We start from the raw sequence: 18,215 nt of genomic DNA on the forward strand, positions 1-18,215 counted from the left end.
ACAATTAAACACTTATATTATCTATCTAGCAACACGCCCAGAAGCATCACCTCCCATTAATTTTTCAACTTCTGCTACAGTAGCTAAGTTAGCATCACCCTTAATTGTATGTTTTAAACAAGATGCTGCAACTGCAAAATCTAGTGCATTTTGATCATTCTCTGGGTATTTTAATAATCCGTAGATTAATCCGCCCATGAAAGAATCTCCACCACCAACTCTATCTACAATATCAGTAATTTGGTATTGACGAGTTTCGTACATTTTCTTTCCATCATATAAAACACCAGCCCAAGTATTATGAGATGCCGAAATAGACCCTCTTAATGTAGTAATTACCTTTTTAGCTCTTGGGAACTTTTCCATCATTTGCTGACAAACAGATAAGAAAGCTTCAGCTTTAACATCATGACCTTGTGTTTGAACTGTAATACCTTCTGGCTTAATTCCAAAATGCATTTCCGCATCTTCTTCATTTCCTAAAACAATATCACAATAAGAAGTTATTTCAGTCATTACTTTTTCTCTATGAGCATCGCTACAATATTTCCAAAGTTTAGCTCGGTAATTTAAATCTGTTGAAATGGTAATTCCTTTTGAGCTAGCAACTTTAACAGCTTCTAAACAAACATCTGCAGCACCTTGAGAAATAGCAGGAGTAATCCCTGTCCAGTGAAACCATTCAACACCTTCAAAAACAGCATCCCAATCAATCATTCCTGATTCAATTTCAGAAATTGCAGAATGTGCTCTATCATATACTACTTTAGAACCTCTAGATACCGCTCCAGTTTCCAAGAAATAAATACCTAAACGATCTCCACCCCAAACAATTTTATCAACTCCAACACCTCTTTTACGCATTTCCATCATAGCACACTCACCAATATCATTCTTTGGTAAACGTGTTACAAAATCACATGACACACCATAATTAGCTAAAGAAACAGCTACGTTAGATTCTCCTCCACCATAAATAGCGTCAAAATTATTTGCTTGCGAAAATCTTAAAAATCCTTGAGGAGCTAATCTTAACATGATTTCTCCGAATGTTACTACTTTACTCATTTTAATTAATCTTATTTAAAAAAGTTAGTTTTTTTAGTTAAACGTTTAACCTATATTTTAAAATTAAATAAAATCCTTTGAATTTATATTAGATTTTGATTTAATCATATAATACTATATATTTGCTTAAACGTTTAAGCAAATATATAAAAAAATTGAATACCAAAAAGAAAACTACAATAAAAGATATAGCAAACGTTTTAAATATCTCTATAGCTGCAGTTTCTAAAGCACTTCATGACGACTCTAGGATTAGTAAAAAAACTAAAAAAGCCGTAAAGCAGGTTGCAAAAAACTTAAATTATCAACCAAATCATTTGGCTAGTGCCTTAAGAAAAGGAAAAAGTAAATTAGTTGGTGTAATTGTTCCTAGAACTAACAGCAATTTTTTTTCTTCAGTCATCGAAAATATTGAAGAAGTATTAAATAAAGAAGGTTATAACATCATTATAACTCAGTCTAATGAATCGTTTAAAAAAGAGTGTGACAATATAAACACTTTATTATTCACTCAAGTAGACGGTATTATTGCTTCGATGGCCAATGAAACTATTGATTTAGAATATTTCGAAAAAATTAAAGCCAAAGGAATTCCATTAATCTTATTTGATCGTGGTGAAAATGATTTGAATGTGGATTATATTGGTATTAATGATTATGATAGTAGCCACAAGATTGTGGAGCACTTGGTAAACCAGGGATGCAAAAGAATTGCTCACATTGGTGGTTTTAAGCGTACTAGAATATACAATAACCGTATTAGGGGTTACATGGATGCCTTAAAAAAACATAATCTGCCTTTAGATAATGAACTTCTTATTGAAAGCAATCTCACAATTGCAGATGGAAAAGAAAAAATGCTTGAATTACTGAAGCTAAAGAAAAGACCAGATGCTGTATACGTTGCTAGTGATTATGCTGCCTTAGGAGCATTACAAGCTCTAAAAGACAAAAACATAAAAGTTCCTCAAGACATTGCTTTAGTAGGTTTTGGAGATGAACCTTTTACCGCTTTGGTAACACCTTCTATTTCAAGCATAAATCAACATAGCGCGGAAATTGGAAAACAAGCGGCACAAGTGTTTTTATCTTACACTAAAGTAAAATCAGTAAAACAAACTTTGAATAAAATTATTTTAGAGGCTAAACTAGTGATTCGGGAATCTTCAAACACAAACATAATTTAACTATATTTTTAAAACAGAAAAAAATTCAAGACATTGAAAGGCTTTTCTCTAGTAATTGGAACTGGGCTCCAACCTGTGAAATTGGTCTTATGAATTCTGTGTTGGTATTTTTTTTAACACAAGCACCGAACTTCACATCTGTATTTTTTGAAAATCATGTCCTAAAACGTATTTCGTTTTTATCTTCATTTTTGTTATTAATAGTATTTATAAAAATTTAAATATTATTAACTAATTCAACATTATTTTATACCGTTAGCCTTTTATAATTCTCCAACAATTAACTTACCATGATACGCTTTAGCATTCAAAATTTTGTGAGCCAATACTATATTTAAGTTTGTTATTTTTCCGCAGGGCATAATCTCTAATTTATCACCAGCTACTTTAATCATTTGTTTTATTAATCCCCCCCCTTCTTGCCATGTGTTTCCCTTGCCTGAAGTTAAAACTGTTTCAATGTCATTTATTTTCATAAGTTGTTTTGTAGCTTCTATTGGGTCTTTAACTGTATCTATAGCTTTATGAATGGTAACTTTCATAGGAAAGGCTAGTTTCGTCAATAATTCAATTTTAGATATATCTAATTGACCACCAATAGTAGTTATTCCAAACACTACGCCTTCAACTCCTATAGATTTACATTCCTTTATTTCTGATTTCATTATGCGGAACTCCGTTTTCGAGTATATAAAATTGCCTTCACGAGGCCTTATAATTACTCTAATTGGAATACTACATGCTTCTTTCACAGCTATTACCGTGCTCATCTTTGGGGTTAATCCATCCAAATCTAAACGGGCGCATAATTCAATTCTATCTGCACCTTGTTTTTCAGCATTTATGGCTTGTTGTATGCCTTCTACACAAGCTTCTTTAATGTATGAATGATTTATTTGATTCATCTATTTTAAGTGAACTATACTTCTTGAAACCTTACTTCGTGTTCCATCTTTAGCTATGGATTCCACAAGAATTTTTATAAAATTATCACTTTCTTTTATTTTGAAAGGTACCACGTAATAATCTGTACCTCTTGTTTTACCAAGCCATATTTTTTGGCTGCTATTTAGGTAATAAATATTGTGAAATTTGGCTCGTTTATCTCCGTCTATATGTACATAAAGCTCTATTTTATTTTTATTAAAAAAGGGCGTTACTTTTACCTTTGGCTTTTTTATAGATGATGCCTTAGCTTCTGTTATTGAAAGTGATCCCAGATTTACAAACTCATTTTTATTCCCAGTAAACAAAGCTTCAACCTTAATAACTCTAAGGCCTTTTAATTCTGATAAACTAAATTGACTTTTAGTCCAATCTTGATGTATTTCTGCTAAAAAAGACTGTTGAGAACCGTTATTGGTATAAATTACAAGACTCAATGTTCCTGAACCTTTAATTGCAAAAGACAATATTTCGCTGCCAGATAATTCTAGTGCTGTTTTATATAAAGGTATTTTAATGTTTTTAACACGTTTTACTGCCTGAAACTTAACAGAAGAGCCTCCTGTATAACTTTCGGTAAAATCAAAACCTGCTTTAACCATAGTTGTATCCACCTGCCATTGCCATGTAGGCAAAATATCTTGAATACTTAAATTATGCCATTCTTTATTTGATAACAACTTACCTCCTTCATTATAAAACCGACCTAACCCATAATTAAAATTTGTAACAAAAGGAAGCTCACTAATAACGGAACGTGCAGGAAGATATTTTGAAAACCCTTTCCATTCTTTAGATTGCCATGCAGGAACATCTTCTTCTAAAATAGTACCATTCCAAAATTTTTGTTCCTCAACATAAACTGATTCTGGTTGTTTGTCTTTTGCAATATCAAACGTAGAATTTGGCCAGTACAAACCAATAGATGTTGTATAAGGCTTTTCGTTTTTATATAGCCCTTTCCAGTTTGTTGGTGTTTTATAACTTTTACCTTGTACATCTATGCCTGAGAATAACTCCCACGGACTTCTATTAAGTTCTTTTGCACGTTTATGAGAATCTTCCAATTGGGTTTCGCTCCAACCAAAATCTATGAACATAATATCTGATAGTTTTTCATCTCCATTTTGAAAATACATACTATTATGATGATTTAACTCATCTTGCCAAATAACACGACCGTCTTCTATCATCGCATCATACCACATAATTTTTAGTGATGCGTTTGATTTTTTTTGATAGTATTTTAAAAAAGCTTGCATCAAATCTGCTTCTTTTTTCTCCATACCATTGGTTTCTTGATTGATGAACCAACCTTCAAATTTGTAAAGTTTAGCAACTTCAATAAGTTTATCGGCGACGGGAAAATTGCCATTTGCATCTTGCTGCAAAAATTCGCGAACCCACTCCTCCTTACCTCCATAAACATTTGGTGGAAAAAACACAGTTCCTAAAATTTTAACACCATTCTGGTGAGCAGATTCTATCCAAAATACTGTTGGGCTTATAATAATACCTTCGCCTGCAGACCCACCCCATTGCACTAAATAATCTATATATTGCCAATATGGAAATACATATTGCTCTACTGTTTGAAATCCTTGTGAAGGATGATTATTAGTAGTATGAGGCGCTATTAAAGACACAATAGAAGGCTTAGTAGTTAATGCAGGAGAAATTTGTGTTGCACTATCTATAAAACGCTGTTTTAAAGGCAAATGACTTATATTAAATTTGGTATTAATGTCCGTTTCTGGATTCCATTTTAAAAGCTCATCTATAAACCAATATGATGAAAATGGCTGATGCTTGCTAAGTTTTCTTTGAGCATTAGAAAAATTAAAAAAAACAACGAGTACAAGTATCTGAAATGGTATTTTAAATTGCTTCATATTAATACTACATTCTTAATAGTGTGATTATTTATTTTGATTGCGAATTACAGCTCCTAAAACATCTAAACCTATAGACTGGCAAACCCCATTTTTATTCTTTTCTTTCATCATATCCAGATTCCACTCATAAACCTCATCAGCTAAACCCCAAAGTTGTTTAAATTGTTTAACATATAATTTATCATTTTCCAAAGTTGTAAACTCTGGTTGAAACTGATTATTAGATTTATCTCTTGTTTCCCAAATAGCATTTAAAGTTTTTGATACGTTTTGGGCTAAATCTATATCTATTAAGTTATCTATTTCTTTTTGACCTAAGTAACGCATCATAATACCTCTACCAGCTAAATAATCTCTACCATGTTTGGGCCCAAAACTGGATAAGCATGGTGCTTCTCTAATAATACCATCAGTGTTAGATACAAATGCATTTTTTACACCTTTTCCCAGTAATTTTATATATTTTTTTAGTTTTGATTCGTAATCATCTATTTTAAAATCGGGGTCAATATTGTTTTCAATTAAATAATCAGATAATTCATTCTTAATAGCTAACATATCTACTAAAGCAGCAATTAACATTCCTTGATCCCCAGTCCAAACCCATCCTTCTGCCCATGGCGGGTGGACTTTTTCCTGATAAGTAGAACCTTCAACAAAAGCCATTGGTCGCTCTTGAACTAATGCCCCATTAGCGTCTAGTTTCTTTAGGTACTCGAATTCCTGTAGACCGAACCAGTTATCAAACCAAACCCATTGACTATAGGCCATATCTAGATATTTATTCTTATCTTCTTTAATACTTTCATCCAATAAAAGTCTATAAATACGTGATGATAATAAAAAAAGTAATACGTTAGTTACTGTATTTTTAACCCCTTTACTATGTCCGTTGGCATCTCCATTTCTACATCCGTGAAGGACAGGTTTTGCATCCTCTGTATAATCGTAAGCTGTTTTCTTTTTATACTCCCAGCATAAATCGGTAGATAGCTTTAAATAAGTATCAGCCAACTCTTTATTATCAATTTTTAAAAGATGTTTTCTTGCATTTAGTGCCATTAACCCCAACCAACCAAAATCATCCGCCCAAAGTTCGCCAGGATCATAACTATTGAAAAAGGTTAAATTTTCCTCTAGCATTACTTCAATTTGTTTTTGAATATCATTAACTTGATTATCATCAGGCCAACGTTTTTGTAGCGCATCAGCAAAAACAAGACAAGCATCGAAGGTATTTCCTCTTTTCCAAAAATCGTTAAAATTCCAAACTTCCGAAAAGCGCTTAAATGCTAATAAAGCTTGATTTTTTAATATCTTTTCTGGTACATTTGAATTAAAATGAGCAAAAGAAGTAAATGAAGAAAAACTCATTAAAGACACTCCAAATAAACTCGTATTTCGAATAAATTTTCTTCTTTCCACGTCTTGACTTTTAATACTATTTAATAATGATTATTCAATTTTATTACTCATTCACAGCCCTTAAAGCTGCTTTCATAAAGCCCATAGCATAAGCCATACCTGCGTACCAAGAACCATCGCAACTCATTTGCGGTGTATGGTCGGGAATTAAAATGCCTTCAAAATTATTCTGTTTTAAAATTTCTAAAATTTTAAACATATCAATATCTCCTTCATCCACAAATACCTCTTTATAATTAGGCACTTTACCTACTACATTTCTAAAATGGATATAAGCAATTTTATTTTGTTTACTATATTTGTTTGTTGCTTCGTAAACGTTGCCATCTGTCATTTCTGCAATGGTGCCTAAGCAAAATTCAAGATTATTACTTTCACTGGGTTGCATGTCTATAAGACGCTGATACATATCTGGTTGATAAACCAATCGCGGTGTGTTTCTAACATAGGGCATTGGTGGGTCGTCTGGGTGAGCAGCCATTTTCACACCCGCTTCTTCTGCAACAGGAATAATTTCATCTAGAAAATACTGCAAGCGTTCCCATAGTGTATCATGAGATACGCGTTCTACGGTTCCTTCTGGTGCATTTTCATCGTAAATCATGTTCCAAACCATGCCGTTAGGAATAGGGGTTTCATCTACTGAACCTTCCATCCCTACAGAAACAGCGCCTCCCCTAGCAAATGGTTTTTCAACTCTACTGGATACACCCGCCAAAGAAAAATTGTATCCAAAAACAGGTATTCCTGCTTTTCCAACAATACGAATCTGCTCTTTAACCAATTCTATTTGTGCTTCTTTTTTTGGGCCATCCAAAAGAATATCATGCCAAATAGAAGGGTCGAAATTTTCAATGGCATACCATTCCAAACCGTGACTATTTATCTCTTTTTTAATTTTAAGAAGTTCATCTAAAGTCCATAGCTCGCCATTACCTGCTTTACCCCAACCTCTATCGCCACCAATAGGCTGGTTGGCGTTAGATTTACTGTTGTCTGCATTACCAAAATAATCTACCATGTGCACTACTAAATGTGTAGCTCCACATTGCTTTGCAAATTTATAATGCTGCTCATTGAGCATGTGGCGGTATAATCCAAATCCTAATTTCATCTTATACTATTTTTGTTTTAAAAATGCTTTAACCTCTTCATCTGTATAGCTACTAAAGTGTTTCAATATCTCTTCAGCATGTTGATTTAATAAAGGCGCTGGTTTATCAATTTTTTGCGGTGTATCACTAAATTGAACAGGGAAACCTGTAGTTTTCACTTTACCTATTGTAGGGTGCTCATATTCTAAAATCATGTTGTTGTGTTTTATCTGAGGGTCTTCTACCATCTCTTTAAAACTATTAACCTGTGAGCACCAAATATCTTCAGCTAACAATATATCTAACCATTCGGTAGTAGTTTTTGTTTGAAAAACCGCGTTGAAATCATTGCGAATCTCATCCCTTCTTTCTATAATATTATTTGAATCGAATGTTTCATTATCGTACTTATCCAAACCGATGACCTGGGCTAATTTTCGAACAGCATTCATGCCTATAGCAATATAGCCATCACTTGTATCATACAATCCATATGGCGCTCCAAGCCACGGATTTGGAATACCACTTTCACTACGTTCAGGATTTTCGCCTTTGTGTAAAAACGCCGTAATTTCCTGAGTATGAAACCCTACTGCCGAACTCAATAAATTAGCTTCTATTTTCTGTCCTTTTCCTGTAACGCTGCGTGAATAAATCGCTGCCAAAACCGATTGTACAATAAACAAACTCGTTAATAAATCTGCTTGTCCAACCGCAGTCACTACCGGTAAATCTCCTTTTTTTCCATTTAGGAATGGCCCACCACTAATAGATTGTGCCAGTAAATCTTGCCCTGGTCGTTTTAAATAAGGTCCAGATGCACCATAACCTGAACTAGAGCAATACACTAATTTGGGGTTTAGCATTTTCATATCTTCATAACCTAATCCCAAACGCTCCATAACTCCTGGGCGAAAATTCTCTAAGAGTATATCGGCTTTGGCAATAATATCTTTTGCTATTTGTTTGCCCTCATCGGTTTTCATATCGAGCGCAATACTTTTTTTATTTCTGTTGAAACTAATAAACGAAATACTTTCACCTTTTGGATATAGATTGCCATAAGCATAATGACGCATCCAATCGCCTTTGGGGGGCTCTATTTTTATGATTTCCGCACCCATGTCTCCTAACATCTGTGTTGCCCAAGGGCCTTGTGCTAATTGTGAAAAATCGGCAACAACCAATCCTTTTAATGGTCCGTTTTGTTCCATAGTTATTTTTCTGATTTTTTTATAAAACTTTGAATGGCCTGTTGTGCTTCCTCATGCAAAAACAATTTTTTAACGGTGCGTGCTTCATTGTTTATGCGTTCTTCAAAGGGGGTAGCCGTCATACTTAAGTTTACCAAGCGTTTCAACTGCGCAATAGATTGTTGTGGTCGCCTTGATAATTTACCCGCGTAATTCATAGCCTGAGAAAGAAAATTATCACTTGGAAATATGGCGTTAACAACACCCCAATTGTTTAAGGTTTTAGCATCATATTGCCCTCCTAAAAACAACATTTCTTTAACACGGTTTACACCTATCTTTTGAATCAATCGCTGTGTACCACCACCTCCAGGAATTAAACTTAAAAATACTTCTGGTAATCCCATTTTGGCATCTTCTGAAGCTACAATCATGTCACAAGACAAAGCAATTTCAAAGCCACCCCCTAGCGCAAAACCGTTTACGGCGGCAATCCATGGTTTTGATGCATGTTCTATAGCATCATACAATTGCATTCCTTTTTCTTGAAATGCATCAAACTCTTCAGCAGTTTGACTGCCATATTCTTTAATATCGGCTCCAGCCATAAATGCTCTTCCTTCTCCGGTTATGACAGCGACGTTTACTTTATTATTTGAATTAATCCATCGAATACCTTCAACAATTTCATCCATCATCAGCCTATTCATGGCATTTAATTGTAAGGAGCGGTTAAATTTTAACACCGCTATTTTATCTGTAACTTCAATCTGTATCGTTTTAAATGTTTTCATTACCAACTGATTTATAAAGTTCGTTTAAATTTTTCATGATAATTTCAGAGCTTATATTTTTCAATATCCCTTCATGAATAATATCTGCACCATGCTCCTGAAATTGATTCCATCCTGGATGTTGTGGACGTATGTAAGCGTTTTCAATAGTTAACTTAGTGTCTTTAAAAAAGTTATTACATAGCTCATTGTTCTCTGCATTTTCCCAAGCAGTTTTACTTGCGGGTTGCCCCCCATTTAAAGTAAAAACACCTTTTTGAATAGCTGCACTTGCGGCATACATTACAAAATTTGCAGCTATTGAAGGGTGCTTACATAAAGCTGATACTGCTAGTCCTACACCTCCCATTATCGTTGACACGTTTTGCTGCTGGCCAACTGGACTATTGGTGAAATGCACGATATTTTTGGTGTAACTTTTTCGGGAATAATTGGTATATCCAAATAAATAGGGTGAATAAATGATTTCATCTTCATTACCCATGCTGTCTAATATTTGAATAGGGTTCCAGTTTAAAGACTCTGGATGACTATGCGTTGCATGAAACTTTATATCGTCTAATGCCTCCACTCCAACTTGCGAATTTATATGTTGATTTTGAATAAAGCCTTTACCATAATTCTGAGCACAAAGGCTTAGAAACGTACACCAAATATCGGTTGGACATAGTGCCCATGCTACTGAAAACTCTGATGGTAGTTTTTTATAAAACCCTTTAAGTTCTTCACGGTTTTTTGGGAAGCTTAAACCTGTATTTCCAAGAAGGTCTTTTCTATATGAAGCCACTAAAGCCGCTGCATCTATAGGCGTTGCATAGAAATGGCTGTTGTAATTATATATATCATAACATTTACCTAAAGCGTCAGATTTTAATAGTTCTAATGCTCCCGAAGAAACACATGTTTCTAATTTAAGTAACAATCCATTTTTATCGGCTTGCCCCATGTAAGGATGGTCAATAGTTATAAAATCGTACTTACCAATTAAATCCTCTATTGGCATGTCTCCAAATTCTTTTAAAGAGCGTACATCCCATTGAATATTTACTTTCGGATTTGTTTTTTTGAATGCCTTTGATGCTGCAATCAGAGGTTCATACCCTCGTGGGTGGTCCCACGCTATACCTTTAAGTTCAATCATTTTAGATTATGATTATTTATTTTTTCAATTTACAACCAGCAAATATTTACTGGTGTTTGTACTTCTAATTTTGATTGTTCTCGCAGCGTTCCATTTTTTGGATTAATTTGAAAAACAACTAATGTATTTGAATCTTGATTTGCTGCAATCAACCATTTACCTGTGTTATCAATATTGAAATCTCTAGGTGTTTTACCATTAGTAGATTGATGCCCCACAAGATTCAATTGTTTAGTTTCACTATCTATTCTAAATATTGTAATAGTTTCTGATCCTCGGTTTGAAGCATACAAAAACTTCCCGTTTGGATGAATTCTTATAGCTGCACCACCAATAGCTCCCGTATGATTTTCTGGAATAAAACTTAGTTTTTGTACGATTTCAGGTTTACTTCCTTGTAAGTCAGCCACAGAAATTTCACCTGTTAACTCTCCCAATATATAAGCAAAATCTTCGGCGTTATCCATAACCATGTGCCTTGAACCGCTACCCTTCTCAATTATAATATCAAGATTTGGTTTAGCCTCCCATTTTTTAGAAATAGGATTTAGTTGATATGCCTTGGCCGTATCTAAAGTTAAGTCTACTCCATACATTTTATCTTCTCCAAAAGGATATACCATATGGGCATGTGCAGCTTCTTGTCGTTCTGCATTAGGCCCTGTACCTTTGTGTTTCATCTCTTGCGAACAAGGTGCTAAACTCCCATCGTTTAGAATTGGAAAAGACAATAAATTTCCTGAAACATAATTAGCTAACACCAGTTTATCCTCAATTATATCTAAATGACATGCATAATCTCCATTTATTTTTTGTGAGTTTAAAAGTGTTAATGCCCCATCTTTTTCAATTTTATACGCATACACTTTAGGGTTTAAGTTTTCAAACATTTCCTCAAGAGCATAGAGATATTTTTTGTCTTCAGAAATTGTAAGATAACTAGGGCTACGTTGTTTTGTATAGTACAGGTTTTTAATTTCTCCAGTTTCTAAATTTAGCTGAAAGCACCCTATACCATTACCTGTTGGGTTTTCGGCAGGTGCACCCGCTTGCGTGTAACTTCCTGTATAGAATATTGCCATACTTTGTAGCGTTAATGTTAAGAAAATCAATTTCATAAATAAATTATGATTTATTATTTTTTACGTGGTGGCCGTGGGTCATACTGTATGGTATGATTCATATACGCACCATCTATATAAAGGTCTGAACCATTAATATAGGCTGCCATATCACTAGCAAGAAAGGCTACAGTATTTGCAACTTCGGTAACATTACCTACGCGACCAGATGGAATCCAATTGTTGAATTTTTCTCGACCAAATTTGTTAATTTCTTCTCTATTCATATTGGTTTCTATGGCACCTGGTGCTACCGAAACCACTCTTATATTACTTTCTGCTAATTCTAGAGACAAGCATTTTGAGAACATTTTTAAACCCGCTTTTGCAGAACAGTAATGAATTAAGCCTTTTCTTGGTACAACATCATGAATGGATGAAATGTTTATGATAACCCCAGATTTCTTTAATTCCATTCTTCGCCCCGCTTCTTGAGCACACAAAAAAGGACCTTTTAGATTGATGTCTAATACTCTATCCCATTCATCTTCTTCTAAATCTAAAACATGCTCTACGCTTTCACTACCAGCATTATTTACTAAAATATCTAAACTGCCGAGTTCTTCATCTAGTTTATTAAACATAGCTTTAACCTCTTTAAATTTAGATACGTTTGCTCTACCAATAGCTACTTTTACATCAAAAGACTTTCTTATCTCTTCGGCAACAACTTCTGCCTTTTCTTTATTACTGTAATAATTTATAAAAACATTTGCACCACAAGCTGCTAGTTGCTTACAAATTTCGGCTCCTATGCCTTGGCTTCCCCCAGTAACTAAAGCTGTTTTTCCAGTTAAATCAATATGTTTCATGTTGCTTATGTTTACTTTACTGTATTAAAAAGAGTTTTAACCTTTTCCTTTAATTCAATTTGTTTCTCTTTACTTAATTCAAAGAATTCAAAATCAGAAATGTGTGTGTTCGATTTTTCTATAATTATAACTTCACTACCTTCTTCCATGGCTATATTATGCCACATATCTTGTGGGATATTATAAACTTTTTGTTGTTCCATGAGTTGCAATTCAAAAACGGGCTCTCCATCTTCTATTTTGGCTGCAATTAATACTGAGTTTCCTTTTGTTAAAACAAAAACCTCATCTGTTTCTAGATGAACATCTAGTTTTTTTATATTATCAATATGCTGCTCTTCTTGATAGTTAAGTTGAGCTACTTGCCATCCTTCTCGTATTAAAAAAGGATGGTACCCATCGCCCTCTATTTTATATGTTTCTATCATTTTATGATTTGTTTCTAGTCTTAATTAATGAATGCCAGTGTTTTTCTATGTCTTCTAAAGTTTTTCCTTTTGTTTCTGGAACAAATTTCCATATAAACCAAATGGCTGGCATGGTTAAAAAGGCATATAAAAAGAAGGTTCCAGAAGCATTAATAGTTTCTATTAAAACAGGATTGGTAAGCGTGACTACAAAACCAGTAACCATTAATGAGAAACTTCCGATAGACACCGCTAAACCTCGTATTCTAGTGGGGAAAATCTCACTAATAATAACCCAAACAATTGGACCAAATGAGAATGCGAAACTTGCTACGTACATTAGTAACGGTATGATAACATATTGTGAACCAATAGCGAACAATATACCAACACCAGATAGTGAAATAAAAGCGCCTACAACTCCTATAAGTAGTAGTTTTTTTCTACCAAACTTTTCAATCTGAGAAATGGCTACAAACGTAAATGCACTATTTACAACCCCCACTAAAACCGCACCTAAAAAAGCACTTTCTACACTTTTTACAGATTCGTTAATAATATTTGGTGCATAGTACATTATTGCTGCAATACCGCTTAAATGCGCAAACATTGGAAGTAGAATACCTATTAAAAGTGGAATTCTTAAAAACGGTTGAAACAATTCTTTAAAGCCTCCTGTCTCTTCTTTTTCTAGAGCCTCTATTTCTTTCATCTCCAGTTGTGCTTCTTCTTTTCCAAGTATCTTTTCCATTATCGCTAACGCTTCAACTTTTCTCCCTTTAGTAATTAACCATCTAGGGGTTTCTGGCACTATAAAAAGTAAGCCTAAGAATAGTAATGCAATAGGAACTTCTGTACCAAACATACCACGCCATAACTCATCTACAAATAGCCAATTCCAAAATGAAGACGGCTCTTTAGTAATGACTCCTGCCGCATCGCCTGCATTACTTAATACAATCCAATCTATTAAAAAGGCTAATAAAATACCTAAAGTAATGGACAACTGATATAAAGACACCATTTTGCCTCTACTCTCTGGTTTAGAAAGTTCTGAAATATAAATTGGTGCTACTACAGATGTTATACCAACACCAATACCGCCTATTAATCTGACTACTATTAAGAAATTAAAAGATGTAGTAACATCTGATGTTATCCAAAAGTTGTTATCCAAATTACCTAAAAATTGTGGCGGTAACATAGAACCTAAGGCCGATACGGTTAAACAAAGTGCCGCTAAAATAAGTGCCTTTTTTCTTCCAAATTTATCTGTTATAGACCCTGCCACTACGCAGCCTAAAATTGTACCCAGTAATGCTGATGATACTACCCAACCTAACATGGCTGCAGACAATTGAAAGTGCTGTTCTAAAAACGAATTACAGCCAGAGATAATAGCTGTATCGTATCCAAACAGAAATCCTCCGATGGTAGACACAAAACTGATTCCCAATAAATAGTTAGATTTTTTAGTACTCATAATATGTGGTTTTAGTTTAGTTAGTTTGCATTTTACTTTTACATAATTCCGAATTTATTATAAGCGTCAACAGTACTCATACCTTCTTCTAAAGCTTTTTTAACTAACTGTTCGCCTCTAGCTTTTCCTATGGCACCCATAAATGCTTCTTCTTCAACAGCTTTAGGTACTATAATTACACCATCTCTATCTCCATAAATAATATCTCCTGGATTGATGCGCGTACCTTCAATTTCAATTGGCACTCTATAATCTATCACTTTTCCTCGTGGACCTTGGTCTTGTGCATAACCACCATAAGAAAATGTTGGAAAATTAAGTGATAAAACTTCGTTTGTATCTCTGGAATAGCCATGAAGTACAGCCCCAGCTGCCTTGAGTTTCATAGCTCTTGTACTCATTAATCCACCCCAAAGTGCATATCTTGGAGACGAGCCTGAACAGATGTAAACTTCATCTTCCTTTAAATCGTCTAAAGCTTCGAACATAATCCCAAAAGGTTTTTTCATCATTGGGTTATTGGTATTTTCAGCAGACTCTTCAAAAACATCCGCTTCTAACACAGGCATAGCTCTTCCTATTAAAACAAAATCTGTGTTTAAAGGTTTTATATTTGGTGGAAGAAATTGATGTTGATAACCAAGTGTATCTAAAATATCGCCTACTAAGGCAACGAATAATTCTGATTTAGCTATACTGAATAGCTCTTTATCATTTTTCCATATTTTCTTTGTACTGCTCATATAATTTAATTACAAAATATTAATTAGTTGTTTAGTAGAATTTTATAGGTTTCAATAGCGTTGTTACCTAAATCAATTTTTATATTCTTACCATTTACATCAAGTGTTTTAACTTCCTCTTCAATTAAATTTGTTTTAATCACTTCTGAAGCTGCTTTAGGTAAAGTAATTGTTGGTTGACTATTTTTCCCATCAAGCTCAACAAGTCTTAAAATAAGTGCATTTTCATCTTCCGCTTTTTTAATAGTACTAACGCGTACCATAGGGTCTGAAACGTTAAAGAAGCTATGACTTGTAGGTAAAGTTCCTGAATAGTTTTTCTTGTCTTGTTTTACAACTTGTAATGGGTGGTTTGAACCATTTCCAAATTGATAAGACGTTTCATCATTGGCTTTATTTGATGTTATTGAAAACTCAAAATGATGATCTCCTGTTTGATGGTACCAATTCCCTTCGCCGTGGCAACTTTTATGTGATGCCATAAGAATACCTTGAAGCACTGTATATTCTACCGATTCTCTCGTTGGATCTATCCAGTCTGCTAATGAAACATCCGTAGCTAAGGTTACTTGAAAACCATCTTTTTCTGAAGAAATAAAATTCATTACTTCTCTTGGATGAATCTCTACAGGTTTTTGATCGTAAGTTCCACCCCACGCCCACCCGCGTGGTGCTTCTTTCATTTCTGACTTTCCTACTTCTGCAATTGCAAGAGGTACTTCATATTTAATTGTGGAATCCTCCATATCTAAAGGTAGCATGAATCTAAACTCACGATTGTGAGTACCATCCCAGTTTAAAATATCAACTGAAAAATCGATTTTTTTAATATGGTGATGCACTTTTACATATTGAACAATATCTGCATGTTTAAACTTAACCTTGTTTTTATACTCGGTATAAACTGCCCCATCACTTACTATTTCCCAATTTGATGTATGTTGACTTGTTTTATTAAAACCGTCCATTTTAGGTTCTGTCATTTGGGTAAACTCCCCTGCACCATTACCATCATATTTCATGGTAATAATATCTCCACCTGCAAATCTTGTTGTTTTTACTACTTCTTTATTTAACTTCTTATCAAACAAATAAGTTAAACCACCATCTCCTAATCGTAATGTGTAAAATTCGTTACTTAGTGCGTTAGGGGATACCGTTTTTTTAATCTTAACTGATTTTTTTCCTTTTTTTAAGTAAAATGTAGCATATCCTAAAGAAGGAATGTTTGGAGCCACAAATTCCAGTGTTCTTTTTCCGTCTCGTTTCGTTATTTGTGAAGCAACAGCTGTTCCGTTGGCATCAACAACGTAATAATTTGAATTATCCTTTAATTCTACAGCTGCGGTAGTGGTTCTTGCCCAAGAAAGGTCGTTATAAACAACAATGGCATTGTTGCGGTTGGTTTTTACTTTTTTAGTGATTGATTGAAGTGATTTTTCAATTAATCTATCTGCTTCAGAAGCTGCAAATTCTAATTTAGAACGAAAAATACTATCGGTTATATGTCCGTTCTTTCCTCCCCAACCATGATCTGGATAAATGGATTCTTCAAAGGCATTAGAAATTGCTTCTGTTGGATAATTATTAAACGAATCATTTAAAACGGCATCTATTGAAGCAAAAATTTCTGCTGAAGGCAATAAACGTCCTGCTTTTCTTGAAGCAGTAATTGCTTTTGCATGTCCAGGTCCATGAATGTAAGACCATATATTTGGTCTTTCCCCAGAAATTGTTTCAAAAACGGCATCTGGTGTTTTTACTTCATTCATTAATGCGGTTACCGTAGAATGCCTTAGTATTGGCATTTTTACACCTGTTTTCTTTATAATAGCATTCCATTCAGACACAATATTCCCATAATTTGCAGGTCCAGCAGCGTCGTTACTAATTAATATAGCAAAATGAGGTGGCAGATTTCGTTCTTTATAATAATCTCCCCACATTTTTACTCTTGATTGTAATTTGTGCATTGCCTCAATGGCATCTTGTTCAAAAAGTTTATAAAACATAACAGCCCAGCCATAATTCCCTGGGCTATATGTTGGTATTGATGAACCGTCGGGGGAGTACCAATTATAGAAACCTTCTTTCATCCTCGAAACAAATAAGTTTTCTACACCAGATTTTGCTAGTATTTGAGGAAACTGTAACGTTCTTCCTGGTACGTCTGTATTAAAAGCGGTAACCACATCGTTACCTTCAAAATTCTTTTTAAGCCAACGTCTTCCAAAATACATTTCTCGAATCAATTGTTCATCGGTTTGCATCCCTTCATAAGGTTGATTGTAGGTTGCTCCCCACGTAAATCTTCCTTCGTTAGAGCGTGTCATAACCTCTTGCTTTCTATCTGGAAACTCTTCAATAAATTCTTTAAGGTTTAGCGTTTGTTCCATTCCAAAATGAAACCCTTTATCGTCATGCATGATGTCTAAGGCTGGCGCAATAATATCATGTATACGTTCATGTCTACAATGGCCAGGTGTATCCATCCACGCTATATCTTGGTGTGATGAAGAAATAACATGAAATGTACCTTCTTCAAAATACCCCCAGTCTGTTGTCACTAAAGGTGTGAATAATTGCTTTGTAGTATACTTTCTAGAAGTACCAACGAATGTCATGCTTTCTGGAGTTCCAAAAACTGGCAACCAAAGCCACGCTTTACCATCTTCATATTTAACCTCTATTGTTTTACCACTTTCTAAAACTACTTTTTTATAATGTTGATGCTTCTCAACATCTAAACTTGCTTTAGCTAATAAATTTCCGGTAACCTCTGTATATTCATAAGGTTCTACGTAATTAATGTTGATTGTTTTTTGTCCAAATGCAAAACTAAAAACTAGCATTAGGATTAAAATTGAGTGTTTTTTCATTACTATTAATTTTAATTATATTTTCACT

At 34.2% G+C, this 18,215-nt stretch carries 15 protein-coding genes; 1 reads left to right on the top strand and 14 read right to left on the bottom strand.

The window, feature by feature from the left end; genetic code table 11:
• Positions 1 to 21 precede the first annotated feature (21 nt).
• Positions 22 to 1,068: a sugar kinase gene (locus Q0870_RS07720; protein WP_298554105.1), complete on the bottom strand. Its 1,047-nt coding sequence runs from the start codon at positions 1,066 to 1,068 to the stop codon at positions 22 to 24.
• 155 nt (positions 1,069 to 1,223) lie between these two features.
• Here Q0870_RS07720 and Q0870_RS07725 point away from each other — a divergent pair, with 155 nt between their 5' ends.
• Complete coding sequence (locus Q0870_RS07725; RefSeq protein WP_298554108.1) at positions 1,224 to 2,255, top strand: LacI family DNA-binding transcriptional regulator; 1,032 nt, start codon at positions 1,224 to 1,226, stop codon at positions 2,253 to 2,255.
• Between the two features lie 263 nt (positions 2,256 to 2,518).
• Here the strand turns inward: Q0870_RS07725 and Q0870_RS07730 are convergent, their stop codons facing one another.
• The 13 genes from Q0870_RS07730 to Q0870_RS07790 are packed head-to-tail and all read right to left on the bottom strand — an operon-like array spanning position 2,519 to position 18,187.
• Complete coding sequence (locus Q0870_RS07730) at positions 2,519 to 3,160, bottom strand: copper homeostasis protein CutC (RefSeq protein WP_298554111.1); 642 nt, start codon at positions 3,158 to 3,160, stop codon at positions 2,519 to 2,521.
• On the bottom strand, positions 3,161 to 5,092 hold the full coding sequence (locus Q0870_RS07735) for a hypothetical protein (RefSeq protein WP_298554114.1): 1,932 nt from the start codon (positions 5,090 to 5,092) through the stop codon (positions 3,161 to 3,163). It lies immediately after the preceding gene.
• A 27-nt stretch (positions 5,093 to 5,119) separates the two neighbouring features.
• Positions 5,120 to 6,520, bottom strand: coding sequence for a hypothetical protein (locus tag Q0870_RS07740; RefSeq protein WP_298554119.1), 1,401 nt, complete (start codon positions 6,518 to 6,520; stop codon positions 5,120 to 5,122).
• Between the two features lie 43 nt (positions 6,521 to 6,563).
• Positions 6,564 to 7,634: a mannonate dehydratase gene (locus tag Q0870_RS07745; RefSeq protein ID WP_298554121.1), complete on the bottom strand. Its 1,071-nt coding sequence runs from the start codon at positions 7,632 to 7,634 to the stop codon at positions 6,564 to 6,566.
• Positions 7,635 to 7,640: 6 nt separating this feature from the next.
• Positions 7,641 to 8,828, bottom strand: coding sequence for a CoA transferase (locus tag Q0870_RS07750; RefSeq protein ID WP_298554124.1), 1,188 nt, complete (start codon positions 8,826 to 8,828; stop codon positions 7,641 to 7,643).
• 2 nt (positions 8,829 to 8,830) lie between these two features.
• The gene (locus Q0870_RS07755) at positions 8,831 to 9,601 is read right to left on the bottom strand and encodes an enoyl-CoA hydratase/isomerase family protein (RefSeq protein ID WP_298554127.1); all 771 of its coding nucleotides are present in this window, start codon (positions 9,599 to 9,601) and stop codon (positions 8,831 to 8,833) included.
• Positions 9,588 to 10,742 carry an extracellular solute-binding protein gene (locus Q0870_RS07760; RefSeq protein WP_298554129.1) on the bottom strand — a complete coding sequence of 385 codons (1,155 nt, stop codon included), beginning with the start codon at positions 10,740 to 10,742 and terminating at the stop codon, positions 9,588 to 9,590. Before Q0870_RS07760 ends, Q0870_RS07755 begins: the two co-directional genes overlap by 14 nt.
• 29 nt (positions 10,743 to 10,771) lie before the next feature.
• On the bottom strand, positions 10,772 to 11,824 hold the full coding sequence (locus tag Q0870_RS07765; RefSeq protein WP_298554131.1) for a lactonase family protein: 1,053 nt from the start codon (positions 11,822 to 11,824) through the stop codon (positions 10,772 to 10,774).
• Positions 11,825 to 11,877: 53 nt separating this feature from the next.
• On the bottom strand, positions 11,878 to 12,675 hold the full coding sequence (locus Q0870_RS07770; protein WP_298554133.1) for a glucose 1-dehydrogenase: 798 nt from the start codon (positions 12,673 to 12,675) through the stop codon (positions 11,878 to 11,880).
• Between the two features lie 11 nt (positions 12,676 to 12,686).
• Positions 12,687 to 13,103: a hypothetical protein gene (locus Q0870_RS07775; protein ID WP_298554135.1), complete on the bottom strand. Its 417-nt coding sequence runs from the start codon at positions 13,101 to 13,103 to the stop codon at positions 12,687 to 12,689.
• A 1-nt stretch (position 13,104) separates the two neighbouring features.
• Entirely contained in the window at positions 13,105 to 14,565 is a 1,461-nt protein-coding gene (locus Q0870_RS07780; protein WP_298554138.1) for a sugar porter family MFS transporter, read from the bottom strand.
• A 38-nt stretch (positions 14,566 to 14,603) separates the two neighbouring features.
• The gene (locus tag Q0870_RS07785) at positions 14,604 to 15,308 is read right to left on the bottom strand and encodes an RraA family protein (RefSeq protein WP_298554141.1); all 705 of its coding nucleotides are present in this window, start codon (positions 15,306 to 15,308) and stop codon (positions 14,604 to 14,606) included.
• A 23-nt stretch (positions 15,309 to 15,331) separates the two neighbouring features.
• On the bottom strand, positions 15,332 to 18,187 hold the full coding sequence (locus Q0870_RS07790; protein WP_298554144.1) for a glycosyl hydrolase-related protein: 2,856 nt from the start codon (positions 18,185 to 18,187) through the stop codon (positions 15,332 to 15,334).
• Between the last annotated feature and the right edge of the window lie 28 nt (positions 18,188 to 18,215).

This window comes from uncultured Algibacter sp., assembly GCF_947487575.1.
Taxonomy (GTDB): Bacteria; Bacteroidota; Bacteroidia; order Flavobacteriales; family Flavobacteriaceae; genus Algibacter_B.